A 17,779-nucleotide genomic window follows, 5' to 3' on the forward strand; every position below is an offset into this window, starting at 1 on the left:
ATCGGCTTCGGTCAACTCCCCCCGAGACTTCGGTCGGCTCCGCCCGAACGGGCATCGCGCACGCGCCTGGGCCCGCACAACGGCGGTTCCGGGCGCGTTGAAAGCGGACGTGCGGACCCGGTCATCGGGTCATCACACCACAGGTGATCGGACCGGGCCGGCCCACGGCGGCGCATGATCGCAACCGGTCCGCGCGGCGCGAAGCCGGTCGGCGGAGGTGCGTCGTTGAGCGCGGAGGGCGGTCGGTTCGACCCGGGAGCAAGCGCCGGAGGGCGGTCGGGTCGACGGGCGGGCTCAGCGGCGTTCGAAGACGACCTTCCGGCGCTCGGGGTCGGCCTCCACCAGGCGCACCGCGATCCGTTCGCCTTCCGGCAGGTCCTCGCCCGTGCAGCGGCCCATCACCGGCGGTTGGGGGACGAAGACGTCTGCGCCTCCTCCGTCCGCCCGCAGCACGACCGCCTCGAAGTGCTGGCCCACCCGGTCGGCCAGCACCCACGCCTCGACCTGGTCCAGGCACGCCCGGTCGACCTTGCTCGCCAGCGCGTCCGAGCCGCCCATCAGGCCGGGCAGCAGGGGCAGCGCCTTGGTGAGCCACTCGGGCACGTCCTCCCCCGCCGTGACGGCCAGGCACACCTCGGTGGCGAAGCGGTCCACCAGCCGGCGCAGCGGCGCGGTGACGTGCGCGTACGGCGCGGCCAGGCCCGCGTGCGTGGAGACGGCGGGCACCTCGCCGTTGAACGCCGTGTAGCCCGCGCCGCGCAGCAGCCGGGTCGCGTCCACGAACAGCGCCAACGCCTCCGGCCGGCTCGGGTCCAGGCCCGCGAGCAGCCGGGACGGGGTCACGCCCGCCTGCCACGGCACGCCCAGCGCGTGCGCGGACCGCCGCAACGCGTCCACCGCGCCGTCGTCCGCGTCGGGCAGCGTGCGCAGCACACCGACCTTCGCCGCGATCATGACCTTCGCCGCGGACATGCCGGTGAGCAGGGAGATCTCCGCGTTCCAGGAGTCCACGTCGGCGCGCGGCCGGACCGCGAGCTTCCAGTCGCCGTCACCGTTGGGCACGATCTCCTGCTCGGGCAGCTGCAGCTCCACCGCGCCGCGCTCGGCCGCGCGTTCCCGCCGCAACCGGCCGAAGTCCGGCAGCGCCTCGACCGACGGGTGCGGCGTGCCCGCGTCGAACTGCGCCTGCACGCCCTCGTAGTCGAACTGCGCGGTCGAGCGCACGATCGCCCGGCGCACCCGCACCTCGACCGGCTCGCCGTCCGGGCCGCACTCGAACGTCCACAGCACCGACGGCCGCGCCTGCCCGGGCAGCAGGCTCGCCGCGCCCTCCGACAGCACCGGCGGGTGCAGCGGCACGTTGCCGTCGGGCAGGTACAGCGTCTGGCCGCGCTTGCGCACCTCGGCGTCCAGCGCGCCGCCGGGCACCACGAACGCGCCCAGGTCGGCGATCGCGTAGTGCACCCGGAAGCCGGACCCGACCCGCTGCACCAGCAGCGCCTGGTCCAGGTCCTTCGCGCCGGGCGGGTCGATGGTCACGAACGGCAGGTCGGTCGCGTCCTCGCGGTCGGCCGTGCCGACGTCGCGCGACACCGCTGCCTGCGCCTCGGCCAGGGCGTCGGCCGGGAACTCCTCGGGCAGGCCGAACTCGGTCCGGATGCCGCCGAAGTCCAGGTCCGCTCGGCCGGTGCGGATCACCATGGGGTGCACCCTAGGCCGGCCTCAGCGCTTGCCCCAGTCCTTATCGGCCTTGTCCTCGGCTTTCGTCCGCTCCCGCGCCAGCTCCAGCGCGCGCTGCGCCGTGGCCTCGTCCGGGTAGGGGCCCATGCGGTCACCGCCGCGACAGCCGACGCCGTGCTCGACCGTCCGGTGGGTCAGGCAGTAGTACCAAGCGTTCGGGTCAGAAGCCATGCGTCCAGGTTTGCATGCGCCGGAGCGCATGTCATGTTCACCACTGGGGCGGTCGGGGCGCCTGCACGGGCACCGGGCCCGACTGGGGGAACGTCGGCTGCGGCACGGCCGGCGGCGGCTGGGGGAAGCCGCGCGGCGGCGTGTTCTGGTTGGCGTTGGCGAACTCGCCCGGGATCGGGTCGAGCACCGACACCAGCACCGTCTTGTGCTCCGGGTCGGTGATCAGCGCGCCGCTGCGGTCGCGGTAGACCAGCTCGCCGTCCGAGTCGATCTCCACGATCGCGCCGACCTCGGCCAACTGCTCCTCGTCCAGGTCGACCAGCCGCTCCATCCGGGACGGCACCACCCGGTACACCGGCCAGTTCAGGTGCGCGTACGTGCGGTGGAAGTCGGCGAGCAGGTGCGCCATCTGCTGCTGCCACGGCAGCGGCATGGCCTCGACCAGCGACCGCGGCAGCACCGCGTACGCCTGGTCGGTGCCCGGCGGCCGGGTGTTGAGGTAGTCCCGCGTCGGCGTGCTCGACGCGGGCGGCCCGGCGTGGCGCTGGATGGGTTCGTGGTTGAACACCGTCGTGCCTCCCTACACGCCCGGCCGGACGGCCAGTGGCATCAACTCGTGGTAGGTCCAGTTCACCTTGCTGATCTTGACCACGTCACCGGTCTGCGGCGCGTGGATGTACTCGTCGTTGCCCAGGTACATCGCCACGTGGTGGACGGTGACCGGGTCGGCGGGGTTGGTCGCCCAGAAGATCAGGTCACCCGCCTTGGCCTCCCGCACGGGCAGGTACGCGCCGCCGGCCATGTACTGGTCGTTCGCCACCCGCGGGATCTTCACGCCCGCCGCCGCGAACGCCTTGACCAGGATGCCGGAGCAGTCCCAGGCGTCCGGGCCGTTGCCGCCCCACAGGTAGGGCTCGCCGAGCTGCTGCTTCGTGAACTCGATCGCGGTGCCGGCCGCGTTCGAGGCGAGCAGGAAGTCGCCGACGCTCTCGCCGCACCCGGCCGGGTCGCTGACGTCCCCTTCCTTGCTGATCAGGAACGCCGCCATGGCCTCCCAGTTGTGGTACCGGTCGGGGAACGCCGACCGCTCCACGTCCTGGGCCGAGTCGCCGGGCCGCTGCTCCTCCCAGTCCGGCAGCTTGAGCAGCACGTCGTAGAACTTGTTGATCGCGTAGTGGGGGTCGGTGACCTGCTGGGGCGTGCCCCAGCCCATCGACGGGCGCATCTGGAAGATGCCGAGCGAGTCGCGGTCGCCGTAGTCCAGGCTGCGCAGCCCCGACTCGGTCATGCCCGCCTGGATCGCGATCTGCCAGGCCAGCGGCGGCAACTGGCGCTCGCGGCCGATGGAGATGATGTTGGCGACGGTGGTGCGCTGCTCGTCGGTGAGCCGTTCCGCCTCCCGGCGGCCCTTCTCCTCGCCACCGCCGCCCCACGGGCCGATCGAGGCGTTGCAGCTCGCCATGCGGATGCCGGCGGCTTCCTCCGACGGGGTGTTCTCGCTGAGCACGGTGGACACGCCGTTGGTCACGGTCACGGCGACCACGGCCACCACCGCGACGACCACGAGCCCGATCTTGAGCACGTCAGGCCCCCTTCGTCCAGTCGTGCACGCGCCAGCCCTCGGGGAGCTTCACCACGGTCACCAAGAGCTTGCCGTCCTCCAACCGGGCCTCGAACTCCGCCGATTCGGTGAACGACTTGATGGCCTTGACCGGTTGGTCGATCACCGCGGGCACGTTCGCGGGCTCCACCGACTCCAACCGGGGGAACAGCTCGTTCGAGGTGTGCGGCTTGAGCCCGGCCAGCCACTGCTCCTTGGTCGTCTTGCCCGGCTCGAACGCGCTGAACGCGTCGACCCACATGTCGGCGACCAGTTGCGCGTTGGGGTTCACCGGGGCCGAGGTGGGCGCGGCGGTGGGGCTCTGCGCCTTGGTCGGCAGCGCGGTGGAGGTGGCGGTGGGCAGCACGCCGACCTGGTTGCCGCCGCTGCCGCCGGTCACCACGGTGGACGTGGTCCCCGCCGTGCCGCCGCCCTGCCGCGGCTTGATCGCGTTGGGGATGACCACGCTGATCGTCGTGACCAGGACCGTCACGCCGACGATCGAGGCCACGAGGTGGCGCGGCGAGCGCAACGGCCAGCCCCACAGGCGTCGGTACACGGCCGCCCGGCCGCGGTTGGTTCGGATCGGCATCAGCTGTCCCTGACCTCAAGCCCGCGTGACGGGCGGTAGATCACGTGGACCTGCCGTCCCGCCACCACTTCCGTCTCGGCGCGGCGCGGCCCCGGCACGGCGGTCGGCGCGTCGAGGACCCGACCGTTGACGCGCGAGGGCACCAGCACCGCGTCGTCCACCCGGTCGTAGTTCCGATCGGCGATGGGCACCGTGTCGACCACCCTGGACCGCCCGGACGGCAACGCCGCCGGACCGGCGTACCCACCACCGGGCAGCGCCGCGGCGCCGTTCCCACCACCGCTGCCGAGCTCGCCCACGCTGTTCCCGGCCCGGTCCAACCGCTGCGCGGTGGCGGCCACGGGGTTGGCCGCCTCGGGCCGCACCCGCCGCCGGTCGCGCTGCGGCACCTCGGGCCCGTCCGGGTCCGCGTCGCGCACGGTGTCCCAGAACTCCTCCTGCGGCGAGGGGCCTTCCTTCTTCTTGCGCAGCCTGGACAGCACGCCGCCGCGCATCGGCAGCGCGTTGCTGGCCGAGCCGACCGACATCTCCACCATCTGCCACATCCGGCGCAGCGGTTTGCCGACCATGAAGCAGACCAAGGTCAGCATCAGCCCCAGCAGCGCCTTGGTCAGCAGCGTCAGCCCGCTGGCGTTGAAGATCGCCTGGAGCAGCAACGCGTGGGTGCCCGCGAGCACCGCCAGCACCAGCACGTTGAACACGGTCACGGCCGCCGCTCGGGCGACCTTGCGCAGCAGGTCGTGGTGGATCAGCGCGACGAGGCCGATGAGCGGACCCGCCAGCGTGAGCACCCGCAGCAGCAGCTGCGCCAGCAGCACCGCGGCCTTCGCGAACAGCTGGAACAACGAGAACGCGACGGCTTGCAGCAACGACAGGAACCCGGCGCCCGTGCGGCCACCGTCCTCGCCGCTGAAGTAGCCCTTCGTGGGGCCGAGCTGCGCGTAGATGTTCTTGTACTCGGCCTTCTTGGCGTCGAGCGCGGCCTGGTCGCCGTCCTTGTGCTCGGCGAGCTCCTGCACCGTCCACGACTGCGCGGCCAGCAGCCTCGGGCCGAAGTCCCTGGCCTGCGGCGCGTCGGGCGTGCCGAACTCGCCGCGCAGCCAGCTCTGGTAGACCACGGTCTGGTGCAGGTCCGACGGGAGCTTGTCGAGGGTGTCCTGGTTCGCGTCCACGTCGATGAAGCCGGCTTGGATCTCCGAGGTCTTGGTGACCAGGGTGCTGTCGAGCAGGTTGTAGAACTGCGGCAGCGCCAGGGTCGAGGTCGCCAGCCACATCGCGGCCAGCGCCCACAGCCCGCGCTTGCTGATCGAGGCCAGGTCGCCCTGCCAGATCTGGCGGAACATCAACACCGCCAGGATCAGCGCGACCAGGCCGAACCAGCGCAGGTAGACGTTGTCGTAGACCTTCTGGACGCCCGTCTTCACCGCCTCGTCCAGCGGTTGCAGCAGGCCCTGGCCGACGACGGTGTAGTGCAGGGCGTTCGTCGCGCCGACGATGTTCTTGCCGACGTTGAACAGCTCGTTGCCCATCCAGGTGTCCAGCACCGGGCTGGCGTTGGGCACCAGGCACTTCTCCTGGTAGGTGTGCCAGACCATGCCCGCGTACCCGTGGTTCAGGTACGGCGTGTTCGGCAGGCCGTTGCCGATCGGCGGGTCGATCGCGCCGACCATGCCCGAGCCGGGCCGCTCGGGGTTGGGCGCCTCGCCGCACGGCGCGGCGCTGGCGGGCGTGGCGCCGATGACCACCTGGAGGCCGACGATCGCGACCACCACGGCCATCGCACGCCACCGGGCGCGCGCCGGTCGGCCGTGCGCCTCGGCGTGCTCTTGGGCGTGTCTGAATCGCCGTCGCGCGTAGAGCGCGACGGCGACCAGCGCCACCAGCAGAAGGGTGCTCATGCGCCGCCTTCCCGGCCCGGTCGGCGGTTTCCTCCCTCGCCGTGCGCCGAGTCGACCAGCTCGTCGGTCAGGCCGACCTCCAGGTCGGCGGCCAGCTCGTCGTCGTACTCGTCGGTGTACTGCTCGGCGTACGCGAACGGGTCCTGCGGCGGGGAGGAGACCTCCACCTCGGTCGACTCCGGACCCTCGCGCATGGCGTCCGGGGTGGTGTCGAGGGCGTTGCGCAGGTGCTCCAGGTGCGGCCCGGAGAAGTCGATGCGGATCCGCTCCACGCCGCCCGCGCCGTCGCCGAAGATGAACTGCCGCGGCGCGCGGTCGCGTTCGAGGTTGGTGCGGACGCCACCCGGGCGACGGCCCAGTGACGCCACCACCTGCTCGTAGCCCGCCCCGATCGGCACCTTGAGCAGGCGCAGCGCGTCGGACTGGGCCTGGTCGTCGTCCAACCGGCCGACGAACACCGAGTCGAGCAGCGTGACGAAGCCCTGGATCTTCAGGAAGTCCGCCGGGATCTGCGACGACAGCAGCACGCGGACGTTCCACTTGCGCGAGTCGCGGGCGAACCGGTTCATCAGCACGCGACCCGTCGGCACCTCGGACAGGAAGAACGCCTCGTCGATCCAGACGCCCTTGCGCAGGTCCTTCGGCCGCTCGTAGATCGAGCGCTGGGTCAGCCACGCGGCGAGGTTCAGCATCTCCACGCCGAGCGCTTCCGCGTCCGTCCAGTGCTCGCGGCCGACGCCGTCCTTCGGCAGGTTCAACCCCGCCATGGTCAGCACGGTCAACCGGTCGTCGCGCGCCTCGTTGTACGGGTCCAGGTCCTGCTCGGGGATGAGCAGCGACATGCGCTCCCGCATCTCGTCGAGGAAGTCGGCGACGACGACCGCGTGCTCGTGGTGCTCGCTCGCGTCACGCCGCAGCGCCTCGAACACCATGCCGGGGTGCGCGTCGGGCCGGCCGCCGACCGTGCGGACCGCGCGCAGCAGCACGATCCGGGTCTGCGGCAACCGCGACACCTCGTACGGCAGCAGGCCGGACAGCACGTCCAGCACCAGACGACGACGGGTGGCCGCGGCCAGCGCGCGTTCACGCCGCCACGCCCGTTCCGGGTCCTCCTCGTCCATGAAGTGGTCGAGCTGGGGCTCGGCCACCACCCGGTACGGGTTGAGGATGCCCGCCTGCGCGTTGAGCAGGTTGATCGGCCGCGCGTACGGCTTGAGCTCGGGCAGCTCGCACAACGCCGCCAGCGGCCCGGACGGGTCGAGCAGCGTCCAGTGCGCCCCGGCGCGCAACGTCTTGTAGACGATGCCGCCGCCGAGGAACGACTTGCCCGCGCCCAGCCCGGCGACCATGGCGGTCAGGCCGGACGAGTCCCGCAGCTCCTGCGCCATCCACGGGTCCCACGCCACCGGGCGCCGGGTCGCGGTCACCGTCTCGCCCAGGAGGATGCCGCGGCGGTCACCCACCTCGGCGGTGGCGGTGGGCACGGCCGAGGCCGCCCACAGCACCGAGCCGCGGCGCAGGTAGGCCGACGAGGACAGCGGCTCGCCCGGGATGAACTCCCGCGCGATCGCGTACTGCGCCTCGGGGTGCTCGATGGCCACCTTCGGCTTGTAGAGGTCGAGCAGGCCCTGGGCCAGCCGCAGCGCCTCGCGCTCGGTCGGCCCGGACACCGCGAGCCGCCACCAGCTGCGCACCCGCGTGCCCAGCGCGGTGAAGCCCGACGTCATCTCGTCGTCGATCTCCAGCACCCGGGACGCCTGGCGGGCCAGCGACTGCGGCGGGTCCAGCTCGTGCTCGTCGGTGTAGTGGCGCACCTGCGAGCGCACCTTGCTCATCTGCCGCTGCAACTCGCCGGAGACCTCCTCGGGCCGCCGCACGTAGATCCGCGCCGACCACTCGACGGCCGCGGGCAGCCGGTCCGAGCGCTGCACCCACGGGTCGTCCTGCTCGGGGATCTGCAGCCCGTGCATCAGGCCCACGGTGAGCACGGCGACGTGCCGCTTGATGCCCGCGTTCGACCCCGTGCGACCGCGCACGGTGACCGTCGGCGAGTACGGCTCCTGGTGGAAGTCCGCCGCGTCGGTGAACGACGCCAGGTCCTCCGGCTCCCACGGCGCGCCGGGCACGGCGGGCAGGTTGCGCGGCGCGGGCAGGCCCAGCGAGCACGACCGGTGCATCAGCCAGGCCATCTCCTCGGCCGTGGCCGGGCGGCCCTCCAGGCCGGCGGAGCCGATCACCTGGTCGAGGTGGTCGATCTCGGACTCGATCGCGACCAGCTCGGCGTCCACCGCGTCCGGGAAGACCTTGCGCAGCACGGGCGCGGCGCGCTCGACCGCGCGGTCCATCATGTTGCGGGTCTGCACCTGGACGCCGAGGTAGACCTCCTTCTCGGCCATCGACCGGCCCATCAGCTGCTGCTGCTCGCCGACCATGTAGTCGTCGAAGCTCAGCGTGCCGGGGGTGTCCGGCAGCCGGCGCACGGCGTTGTGCACGTGCGCCTCGGCCCACATCCGGATCGGGTACGGCCGGTTCGTCACGCGCAGGTGCATCCAGCGGCCCTGCAGCTCGGCGTACTGGCCGGCGATGGCGGCGATCAGGTCCTGGCGCTGCGAGTCCGACCGGAACGACCAGCGCTGCGGCGCGAGCCGGTACCAGGCGTAGACCTCCTGGCCGGTGCGCAGCAGGTGGCCGTCGATGCTGCGGGCCGCGATGGACGGGGTGTAGCTCGGCACGGCCTGCTCGCCGGGCAGGCGGCGACCGCGCTTGCTGTAGACCTTGCGGTCGTCGCGCCCCGCAGCCGCGTGCTGGGCCACGTGCGCAGCGGATCGTCGGTCACGGTCACGCCGGCGTCCGAACACCGCGCACCTCCTTCTGACGGCGGTCTTGCTGCGTGCGGTGCTGGGATCGGGTGGCGGCGCTCGCGCGTTTCGCACCCCTCTTAGGACGTTTGCGCGGGCGGTGCGCGTTGACCCGGATCCGCGCGGCGCTGGCCGCGCCGCCCCGGCCCGCCGTGGTCTCCCGCGGCGCGGTCAGCTCGCGCACCCACATCGCCACCACCGACGACAGCGGGCGCTCGTGGCTGATCCGCGCGCAGATGAACCTGGTCAGGGCGACCGTGATCACGAAGCCCCAGCCGGTGTTGATGACGTCGAAACCGAAGCCGACCTGCCGCTGGACAGCCGTCACCAGCAGGAAGACCACGATGCCGACACCCCACGCGACGTACCGCGCACGCCACGGGAAGGTTGCTTTGGGCGGGCCGAGCCAGACGGCGTCGACCCGGTAGACCTCGTCGTCAGTGCGTACCCGCAAGGGTCACCCGCCGGTGAACAGGCCGGCGATCCACTGGCCGATGTTGGCGCCCGCGTTCGTGGTGACGGCCAGGCCGATGATCGCCAACGCGATGATGACGCCGCCCAGGCGGCGCATGACCCCGGCGTTGTCACCCTTGCCGCCGCCGAGCCAGAGCAGCAGGACCGCGACGGTCAACAAGAGGAGGGGGACCAGGTTGTCGAGGATCCACTGGCGCACCCCGCCTGTGCCCAAAGCGGGCGGCTGCTGGGCGAGTGTTACCAGGGTCATGGCGGTCATCTCGTACTCCTGAGTACGCAGGACTTCGCCGGGCGGGCCGAGGGGTGCCCGTCCGGTTGGTGCGCTATCGAGTAGAACACGTCTTCGTCACCAGGTGTATCTGGCGATCAGCGGTGCGTAGATCAATAAGCGTTCCCCTGGTAGTCGATTACGTCTAATCTGACCACGGACATCATGGATCGGGGGGAGCCGGTGGAGAACCGACGTCCCGTGATTCTCCCGATTGCTGAGATAGTTCACCCGCCTGCGAAGCCCCTGGTCACGCACAGTGTGCAAGACCACCAGCCCACTTCCCGCCGGCCACGACGACTCCCCCGTCCGGCTCAGCGGCGGGCACCCGAACGGTCCGCAGGCCGGAGTGACGACGCCGAGGAGGCTCGCCGATGACCCAGCCGCCCGAGGCCGCGCCCGAACCAGCCGGCGGAGTGAACGAAATCACCGTCTCCGTGGCCGTCTCGGACGATGATCAGGTTACCGGTGGCGACCGGCAAACCGGGCGGCGGGTGCAGCGGACGGTCAACTTCGACCAGGACGTGCTGGAGCGGGCGCGGGCGGCGGCGACCTACCTGGCGGCGTACGAGGCGGAGGCCGGCGTGCGCAGCCTGGCCGACATCGTGAACCCGGCCGTCGAGGCGTACGTGGCCGAGCTGGAGCGCCGCTACAACGGCGGCGCGGCGTTCCGCCCGGTGTTCCGCATGCCGCCCGGCCGACCGGCCCGCCGCGCCTGACCCGGCCGACGCGCCCTTCCCGGCCGACGCCGGCCGCCTCGACGCGGGACGGGGCCCCTTCCCACCCCCAGGCGAGGAAGGGACCCCCTCTGCCCACCGTGATCGCCGCCGCGTCCGTCAGGCCGGTGAGGGAGCCAGGTGGTGGCACAGAGGAGGACTCGCGGCGAGCGGGGCTGATACCGACAACCACTCGAACGGCTTCACTTGTGTAACGCCGTTGGCGCGCAAGGGATGTATAGGCGGGCGAATAGGCCTGAACTGGCCGGTGACCCCGAGGGACGGGCACGACCGGACGGACGTGTGCGCCGGATGGGCGACGTCGGCCGACTGGCCGGAAGGGGCGGATGAGCCGGCATGTAAGCCGGATTCTGTTCCCGGGCGCCTCGCGGCGGTCCCGTTCGGCGGCCATCCATCTCGGCCTGCCGTTGCCGACAGGCTCGTGCGGCCTACCCGCAGGCATCGGGCGGGCAGCCCTCGAACGCCTGCGCAGGTGCCCTGGGGCACCCTCTTGGCCTTGCTCCGGGTGGGGTTTACCTAGCCGCTCCCGTCACCGGGGGCGCTGGTGGTCTCTTACACCACCGTTTCACCCTTACCCCGACTCGCGCCGGGGCGGTCTGTTCTCTGTGGCACTGTCCCGAGGGTCGCCCCTGGTTGCCGTTGACAACCACCCTGCCCTGTGGAGTCCGGACTTTCCTCGGCGACGGATCCGTGAACCCGTCGACGCGACCGCCCTGCCGACTCATCCGCGGGCACCAGGATACCGGCGGCTTCCCAGGCTGTGGAACCAGGGCCGGTGAACCTTGTCGCGATGTGGGCTTGCTGCTCTACTCGAAACCATGGCAGGAATCGGGGGACTCACCCGCCGACGGCACGTCGACTTCGGCCGCACCGCCGCCGCGATCTGTTGCCACTGACCCTTTTACCTCGCACTCCGAGCCTTTTCCCGAAAGGTGTCAGCGACCCATGTCCTCCATTCTGATGATTTCCGGCGGCCCGTCGCCGACGTCCCGGACCGGCGTCGTCGTCACGTATGTCGAAGGGCTGCTGCGCGCGGCCGGGTACGCGGTGCACACCCTGCACGTGCGCCAGTTGCCGACGTTGCCGCTGCTCACCGAGGACCTGAGGGACCCGGAGATCGGTGACGCGGTCGCCGCGGTGCTGCGCGCGGACGGCATCGTGGTGGCCAGCCCGGTCTACCGCGCGGCCTACAGCGGACTCGTGAAAGCGCTGGTCGACCTGTTGCCGAAGAAGGCGTTGCGCGGCCGGGTGATCCTGCCCCTGGCGACCGGCGGCAGCCAGGGATTCCTGGTCGCGATGGACTACGCGTTGAACCCGCTGCTCGCCGGCAAAGGCGCGGATTCGGTCCTGCGCGGCGAATTCGTGCTCGACCCGGACATCGGGAACGGGACCATCGCGCCGAAAGCCGCCGAAGCGATTCGCGGCGCGGTGGACCGGTTCGCGCTGGCCGTCGAGGACGCCCGGTTCCGGCGCGACGAGCGCGCCCGGCTGCGCCCCGCCGGCTAGCCGAGGTGCGACGTGTCGTTGACCAGCCGCACGGAGGCGTGGCCGTCGGGGTAGAACTCGACCACCGAAAGCGACGCCAGGTCCAGGTGCAGCCGGAACAGCAGCGACGGGCCGACGTCCAGCGCCATCCGCAGCAGCGACTTGATCGGCGTGACGTGGCTGACCACGACGACGTTCGCGCCGCCGAAGCGGGACACGACGGCGTTGCGCGCCCGCCGCACCCGGTGGTGCACCTGGTCGAAGCTCTCGCCGCCGGGCGCGGGCACGGACGGGTCGCCGAGCCAGCGCCGGTGCACGTCGGGGTCGCGTTCGGCGGCCTCGGTGAAGGTCAGCCCCTCCCACGCACCGAAGTCGGTCTCGATCAGGTCGTCGTCCCAGGACAGCTCGGCGCCGGTGGCCGTCGCCACGGCCAGCGCCGTCTCCCGCGCCCGCCCCAACGGCGACGACACGATCGCGGTCAGGCCCTCGACCTTGGCCAGCCGGCGCGCGGCGGCCTCGGCCTGCCCGCGTCCGACCTCGGTCAGCGGCGGGTTGCCGCGCCCGGAGTAGCGGCGGGCGACCGACAACTCGGTCTGCCCGTGGCGCAGCAGGTACAGCCGGGTCGGCTCGCCGACCGCACCGGTCCACGACACCGGTGACTGGGTCGCGGCGGCGTCCGGCTGCTGCGGCTCGGCCTTCTCCGGCTGGGCCTTCCTGGGAACCCCCGCCTGCTCGTCCATCGCCTGGTTGGCCAGCCGGTCGGCCCGCTGGTTGCGCTCGCGCGGGATCCACTCGTAGCCCACCCGGTCGAACGCCCGCGCCACCTCGCGGGCCTGCGCGACCAGCGGCTGCATGGACGGGTGCTTGACCTTCCACCGGCCGGACATCTGCTCGACCACGAGCTTGGAGTCCATCCGCACGGACACCTCGGACGCGCCCAGCTCGGCCGCCGCCCGCAGCCCCGCGATGAGCCCCTGGTACTCGGCCACGTTGTTGGTGACGACGCCGAGACCCGCCGACCGCTCGGCCAGCACCGCGCCCGACTCGTCCAGCACGACGGCCCCGTACCCGGCGGGCCCGGGGTTGCCGCGCGAGCCGCCGTCGGCCTCGACGACGACCCTCACAGCCCCGATTCCCCGGTGCGCACCATGATCGCGCCGCACTCGTCGCACTGGATGACCTCGTCCGCCGCGGACTCCTTGACCTTGGCGAACGCGTTGCGGTCCAGTTCGATGCGGCACGCGCCGCAGCGCCGCGACTGCAGCAGCGCCGCGCCGATGTTCTTCTGCTTGCGCACCCGCTCGTAGAGCGCGAGCAGCGGCTCGGGGAACTGGCCGGTCATGAGCCCGCGGTCGGCGGTGCGCTTGGTCTCGGTCGACTCCAGGTCGGCCAGCGCGCTGTCGCGGCGACGTGCTGCGTCGGACAGGGCCTCCTGCGCCTTGTCCAGCAAGACGCGGGCGTGCTGGATGTCGGCCTCGACGGCCTCGCGGCGTTCCATCAGCTCCAGCAGGTCGTCCTCCAGCGCGCCGCGACGGCGGCCGAGGGTGGCCAGCTCGTGCTCCAGGTCGGTGAGCTGCTTGGCCCCGACGGAGCCGCCCTGGAGCAGCTTGCGGTCGCGCTCCTCGCGGGCGCGGACCTGGTCGATCTCGGTCTCCTGCCGCTTGACCTCGCGGTTCAGGTCGCCCAGGGTCGTCTCGATCGTGGTCAGCGCGTCCTGCTTGGCGCGGAACTGCTTCTCCGCCTCGGCGATCTCCGCGATCTCGGGCAGCGTGCGGCGCCGATGGGTGACGCGCGACAGTTCGGCGTCGACCTGCGCGAGGTCGAGCAGCCTGCGCTGCACGGCGGGATCGGCTTTCACTGAGGTCCTGCTTCCTTTTCGTCGATCGAAAACGATCGGTTGTGGATGTTTCGCTCTCCACACCGGCAGCGATCTGCGGTGTTGGAGTCCTGGTCCGGCAGTCTGGACCGTTGGCGATCCCGCTCCTGGAGGAGCTGCTTCACCCGCGTGTGGCGGGTGTACAGGCCGACGTCGGGGTCGGCGGCTCGATCCAGGATGTTGATCGCAGCGGCGTGGTCGGCCTGCCACCCGGCCCCGCACCGGATGCAGTGAAGCCGGTCCCCCGCCCGTCTTCCGAAGAAGTCGGTACCGGGAATGACTTGTGACGTGCAAGCGGCGTTGACCAGCCGCAACGCAGAACCTCTGCGTTCCGACACGTTCGCCAGTGCCTCGGCGGTGACGCCCTTGGTCCAGGCTGCCAACCGTCGGTTCGTATCCCTCCCCAGCCGCTTGCGGCAGGTGAAGGTCCTTGTCAGGTCTTCGGCCACCACGAACCGGGCCTTGTCGACCACAGCATGCACGGCCTTGAACGTAATGTCGCGGACTCGGCGCTGCCAAGCGGCTGAGCGGCGGTTCCTCTTGATCACGCCGAGGTTGTGGTCCCTGATCCGTCGGGCTTTCGCGTGATGCCCACGTCGGACTGCCTTCTCGGCGACACCCCGGAGCTTCGCGCGACGCGAGTTCTTCGCTTTCCGGTGATCGGATTCGCTCGTCGACAACTCACCGGGTGCGGGACCGTGGTGCAGCCCGTCGGAGTCGGTGAGGACCTCGCTGCACCCCTTGTCCACGCCGATCCCGCGGTCACCGCAGGGCCTTCTCGACGACTTCACCGCGCTCGCGTCGATCGTGTAGTGCACGACACCGTTGATCGAGCCGTACTCCCGCCACACTTTCGAGCGGATGGCACCGAGCCGGCGCGCCTGCTCTACGAGCTGCTCGCACTTTCCCGCGTTGAGGTCCGCGGAGTAGCCGACACGGGTGGCCTTCACCGCGCACCACCGGTCAGGGTGCAATCGTCCCGCGCCCACCCACGCACGACAGAACAGGCACTGCCGACCAGCGGCTCGGACCCTCGGCTCGTCGCCATCCCGACCACGGTGACCAGCGCCGAGCAGGAGCAAGCAGGGACTCGCACTACGTCACCTCTCCTGTTCGGCTCGTCACGCCCACGGTCCACGGATCGGTCCGGCGGGTCGAGACGAGGACCTCGACCGTACCGCCGAACGCGGCGCGCACGATGTGCGCCGCCTGTCCGCACCACGGCTGCTCACTGGCCCAGTGCGCCACGTCGACCAGCGCGGGCCCGCCCGCGGCCAGGTGCTCGCCCGCCGGGTGGTGGCGCAGGTCCGCGGTGACGTAGGCGTCCACACCCGCGCGTGCCGCCGCGGCCAGGTAGCTGTCGCCCGCGCCGCCGCACACCGCGACGCGGCGGATCGGCCGGTCCGGGTCGCCCGCCGCGCGCACGCCCCACGCCGTCGCGGGCAGGGCCTCGGCGACGCGCCGGGCGAAGTCGCGCAGCGGTTCGGGCTGGTCGAGCTCGCCGATCCGGCCGATGCCGGTGGCGGTGCCGGGTTCGGCGTCCGCGGGCTCCAGCGGGCCGGTGACGCGCAGGCCCAGGGCCTCGGCGAGGGCGTCCGAGACGCCGGGGTTGGCCACGTCGGCGTTCGTGTGCGCGGTGTAGAGGGCGACACGTGCGCGGATGAGCCGGTGGACCAGCCCGCCCTTCGGGTCGTCGGCCGGGACGCCCGTGACGCCGCGCAGCATCAGCGGGTGGTGCGCCACGATCAGCTGCGCGCCCACCTCCAGCGCCTCGTCCACTGTGGACTGGACCGGGTCGACGCAGAACAGCACCCTCGTCACGGGTTCGGCGCGGTCGCCGCAGACGAGGCCCACGGCGTCCCACGACTCGGCGGTCGCGGGCGGGTAGGCGGCCTCCAGGACCTCCAGGACGTCCCCGAGCGTGGTCACAGCTCCTCCAGCACGACTCGCAAAGCGTCCACCAGCAGGGCGAACTCCTCGGGCGCGCGGACCGCGACCCGGAGGTGGTCGGCGGTCAGGCCGGGGAACGTGTCCCCGCGCCGCACCGCGATCCCCTTGTCGCGCAACGCCTCCCGCACCCGCTGCCCGTGCGGCACGCGCAGCAGCACGAACGGCGCGTCCGGCGGCACGACCACCAGGTCGCCCAGGGCGCCCAGGGCGGCGACGGCGCGCGCGGTGTGCTCCCGGGTCTCCCGCGCCCACGCCTCGGCCTCCGCCACGGCCGACGGCTCGCAGCACGCCGTGACGGCTTCCAGCACCAGGCTGCCCACCGGCCACGGCGGTCGGGGCAGCGCGAGCCGGGCCAGCAGCTCCGGCGCGCCGAGCAGGTAGCCCGCGCGCAGGCCCGCCAGGCCCCAGGTCTTCGTCAGGCTGCGCAGCACCAGCAGCCCGGGCACGTCGGCGCGACCGGCCAGCGACTCCGGCTCGCCGGGCACGGCGTCGGCGAACGCCTCGTCCACCACCAGCACCCGGCCGGGCCTGCTCAGCGACGCCACGACCTCCGCCGGGTGCAGCACGGACGTCGGGTTGGTCGGGTTGCCCAGCACCACCAGGTCGGCCTCGTCGGGCACCAGGTCGGCGCGCAGCCCGTAGCCGGCCTCGGGCCACAGCTGCACCCGCTGCACCGGCACGCCCGCGTCGCGCAACGCCACCTCGGGCTCGGTGAACGACGGGTGCACCACGGCGGCCAGGCACGGGTGCAGGTTCGGCAGCAGCGCGAAGCCCTCCGCGGCGCCGTTGAGGACCAGCACCTCGTCCGACGTGCGCCCATGCCGGGCGGCCACGGCGGCACGGGCGCGTTCGTCGGCGGCGGAGGCCGGGTAGGAGCCGAGGCCGTCGAGCGCGGCGGCCAGCCGGTCGCGCAGCCACGCGGGCGGCACGGGCGTCCGCACGTTCACCGCGAAGTCCACGAGCCCGGGTGCGGCGTCGACGTCCCCGTGGTGGCGCAGCAGCGCCCGGCCGGAATCCTGGCTGGTCATCGCCGCGAGTCTAGGCGATCAGCGTCGTCACCCGATCTGGGAGGCGGCCCAGTCCAGGTAGGCGCCGGGCAGCTCGCGCAGGATGCCGAGGGCGTCGGAGTCGGGCAGGTCCGGCAGCGCGCGCACCGCCTGCCCGGCCAGCGACGTGCAGTGCGCGAGGGTGTCGGCGACCAGGCTGCTCTGCCGCAGCTGCGCCAGCAACCCGGTCAGCTCCGCGTCGGTCAGCTCACGGCCGCGTCGCGCGAGCAGCGCGCGCTGGTCGTCGGTCAACGCCCGCAGCAGCGGGAACGTGTACACGCCCTGGCGGATGTCGTTGCCGACCGGCTTGCCCAGCCGCTGCGAGGTGGACGCCAGGTCCAGCAGGTCGTCGAGGATCTGGAACATCAGCCCGAACAGCCCGCCGAAGCGGGCCATGGCGCCGGTGGTCGCCTCGTCGGCGTCGGCGCAGTGCGCGGCCAGCACGCAGCCGACCTCGAACAGCGCGCCCGTCTTCAGCTCGATGGACCGCAGCGCGGCGGCCGGGTCGCGGTTCGCGTCGTAGAGGTCGACGACCTCCAGCACCTGGCCCTCGACCAGGTCCGTCACGGCCTTGGCGAGCGTGCTCGCGGCGAACGGCGAGATCCGGTCGAGCGCGGCCTGGCTGGCGCGGGCCAGCATGAAGTCGCCGACCAGCACGGCGGGGCCCGTGCCCCAGTCCGCGTTGACCGTGCGCACGCCGCGCCGTTCCTCGGCGTTGTCCATCAGGTCGTCGTGCACCAGCGAGCCGGCGTGCAGCAGCTCGACGCAGGCGGCGGCGGTGACCGCCTTGTCGGTGATGCGACCGGACACGGCCAGCGACCCGGCCAGGACCAGCACCGAGCGCAGCCGCTTGCCGCCGGCCGCGGTGATGCGGCCGGAGAAGGTGTTGACGATCGGCAGGGACGAGGAGGTCGCCAAGGCCCGGATCTCGTCCTCGACCTTCGGCAGCGCACGGGCGAGCGCCGGCATGGTCGGCATGGTCGACTGCGCTTCGTTCGACTGCACTGTGGACACACGGTGATCGTCGCTCGCGGCGCCTGAGAGCCCGCTGAGACCGCCGCTCGAGCGCCGGTCGGACCGCAGC

The 17,779-nt window shown here is 72.3% G+C and carries 17 protein-coding genes and 1 other RNA gene; 2 read left to right on the plus strand and 16 right to left on the minus strand.

Going from position 1 to position 17,779, the window contains the following annotated elements:
* Positions 1–294: 294 nt before the first annotated feature.
* Genes LNK82_RS12855 through LNK82_RS12895 form a run of 9 tightly spaced genes read right to left on the minus strand, consistent with a single transcriptional unit; the run spans position 295 to position 9,592 of the window.
* Positions 295–1,701 carry an RNB domain-containing ribonuclease gene (locus LNK82_RS12855; RefSeq protein WP_230567194.1) on the minus strand — a complete coding sequence of 469 codons (1,407 nt, stop codon included), beginning with the start codon at positions 1,699–1,701 and terminating at the stop codon, positions 295–297.
* A gap of 21 nt (positions 1,702–1,722) precedes the next feature.
* Positions 1,723–1,911: a hypothetical protein gene (locus LNK82_RS12860; protein ID WP_230567195.1), complete on the minus strand. Its 189-nt coding sequence runs from the start codon at positions 1,909–1,911 to the stop codon at positions 1,723–1,725.
* Positions 1,912–1,948: 37 nt separating this feature from the next.
* Positions 1,949–2,479, minus strand: a complete 531-nt coding sequence (locus LNK82_RS12865) for a hypothetical protein (protein ID WP_230567196.1) — start codon at positions 2,477–2,479, stop codon at positions 1,949–1,951.
* Between the two features lie 12 nt (positions 2,480–2,491).
* Complete coding sequence (locus tag LNK82_RS12870) at positions 2,492–3,493, minus strand: C40 family peptidase (RefSeq protein ID WP_230567197.1); 1,002 nt, start codon at positions 3,491–3,493, stop codon at positions 2,492–2,494.
* A gap of 1 nt (position 3,494) precedes the next feature.
* Positions 3,495–4,103, minus strand: a complete 609-nt coding sequence (locus LNK82_RS12875; protein ID WP_230567198.1) for a hypothetical protein — start codon at positions 4,101–4,103, stop codon at positions 3,495–3,497.
* The gene (locus LNK82_RS12880; protein WP_230567199.1) at positions 4,103–6,001 is read right to left on the minus strand and encodes a hypothetical protein; all 1,899 of its coding nucleotides are present in this window, start codon (positions 5,999–6,001) and stop codon (positions 4,103–4,105) included. Before LNK82_RS12880 ends, LNK82_RS12875 begins: the two co-directional genes overlap by 1 nt.
* Positions 5,998–8,814 carry an ATP-binding protein gene (locus LNK82_RS12885; protein ID WP_230567200.1) on the minus strand — a complete coding sequence of 939 codons (2,817 nt, stop codon included), beginning with the start codon at positions 8,812–8,814 and terminating at the stop codon, positions 5,998–6,000. The genes LNK82_RS12880 and LNK82_RS12885 overlap by 4 nt, the downstream gene beginning before the upstream one ends.
* Positions 8,815–8,839: 25 nt before the next feature.
* Positions 8,840–9,313, minus strand: coding sequence for a hypothetical protein (locus LNK82_RS12890; protein WP_230567201.1), 474 nt, complete (start codon positions 9,311–9,313; stop codon positions 8,840–8,842).
* A gap of 3 nt (positions 9,314–9,316) precedes the next feature.
* Positions 9,317–9,592 carry a hypothetical protein gene (locus tag LNK82_RS12895; RefSeq protein WP_053721548.1) on the minus strand — a complete coding sequence of 92 codons (276 nt, stop codon included), beginning with the start codon at positions 9,590–9,592 and terminating at the stop codon, positions 9,317–9,319.
* 383 nt (positions 9,593–9,975) lie between these two features.
* Between LNK82_RS12895 and LNK82_RS12900 the strand changes: the two genes are divergently transcribed.
* Positions 9,976–10,320 carry a ParB family protein gene (locus LNK82_RS12900; protein WP_230567202.1) on the plus strand — a complete coding sequence of 115 codons (345 nt, stop codon included), beginning with the start codon at positions 9,976–9,978 and terminating at the stop codon, positions 10,318–10,320.
* Between the two features lie 341 nt (positions 10,321–10,661).
* Here LNK82_RS12900 and rnpB read toward each other — a convergent pair.
* Positions 10,662–11,062: RNase P RNA component class A (gene rnpB, locus LNK82_RS12905), an RNA gene on the minus strand.
* A gap of 221 nt (positions 11,063–11,283) precedes the next feature.
* Between rnpB and LNK82_RS12910 the strand changes: the two genes are divergently transcribed.
* A complete protein-coding gene (locus LNK82_RS12910) occupies positions 11,284–11,844 on the plus strand; it encodes an NAD(P)H-dependent oxidoreductase (protein WP_230567203.1) in 561 nt (186 codons plus the stop codon).
* On the opposite strand, the gene LNK82_RS12915 is transcribed toward LNK82_RS12910, so the two are convergent.
* The 6 genes from LNK82_RS12915 to LNK82_RS12940 form a co-directional block, all read right to left on the minus strand.
* Positions 11,841–12,947: a bifunctional RNase H/acid phosphatase gene (locus LNK82_RS12915; RefSeq protein WP_230567204.1), complete on the minus strand. Its 1,107-nt coding sequence runs from the start codon at positions 12,945–12,947 to the stop codon at positions 11,841–11,843. The genes LNK82_RS12910 and LNK82_RS12915 overlap by 4 nt on opposite strands.
* Entirely contained in the window at positions 12,944–13,681 is a 738-nt protein-coding gene (locus LNK82_RS12920) for a zinc ribbon domain-containing protein (RefSeq protein WP_230567205.1), read from the minus strand. Before LNK82_RS12920 ends, LNK82_RS12915 begins: the two co-directional genes overlap by 4 nt.
* Positions 13,678–14,649, minus strand: a complete 972-nt coding sequence (locus LNK82_RS47665; protein WP_230567206.1) for a zinc ribbon domain-containing protein — start codon at positions 14,647–14,649, stop codon at positions 13,678–13,680. The genes LNK82_RS12920 and LNK82_RS47665 overlap by 4 nt, the downstream gene beginning before the upstream one ends.
* A gap of 145 nt (positions 14,650–14,794) precedes the next feature.
* On the minus strand, positions 14,795–15,628 hold the full coding sequence (locus LNK82_RS12930; protein WP_230567207.1) for a Nif3-like dinuclear metal center hexameric protein: 834 nt from the start codon (positions 15,626–15,628) through the stop codon (positions 14,795–14,797).
* Positions 15,625–16,677: an Rv2231c family histidinol phosphate aminotransferase CobC gene (gene cobC, locus LNK82_RS12935; protein ID WP_230567208.1), complete on the minus strand. Its 1,053-nt coding sequence runs from the start codon at positions 16,675–16,677 to the stop codon at positions 15,625–15,627. The genes LNK82_RS12930 and cobC overlap by 4 nt, the downstream gene beginning before the upstream one ends.
* 27 nt (positions 16,678–16,704) lie before the next feature.
* Positions 16,705–17,709, minus strand: a complete 1,005-nt coding sequence (locus tag LNK82_RS12940) for a polyprenyl synthetase family protein (RefSeq protein WP_230567209.1) — start codon at positions 17,707–17,709, stop codon at positions 16,705–16,707.
* Positions 17,710–17,779: the final 70 nt, after the last annotated feature.

Source organism: Saccharothrix luteola (assembly GCF_020859565.1).
In the GTDB taxonomy this organism is placed as follows: domain Bacteria; phylum Actinomycetota; class Actinomycetes; order Mycobacteriales; family Pseudonocardiaceae; genus Actinosynnema; species Actinosynnema luteola.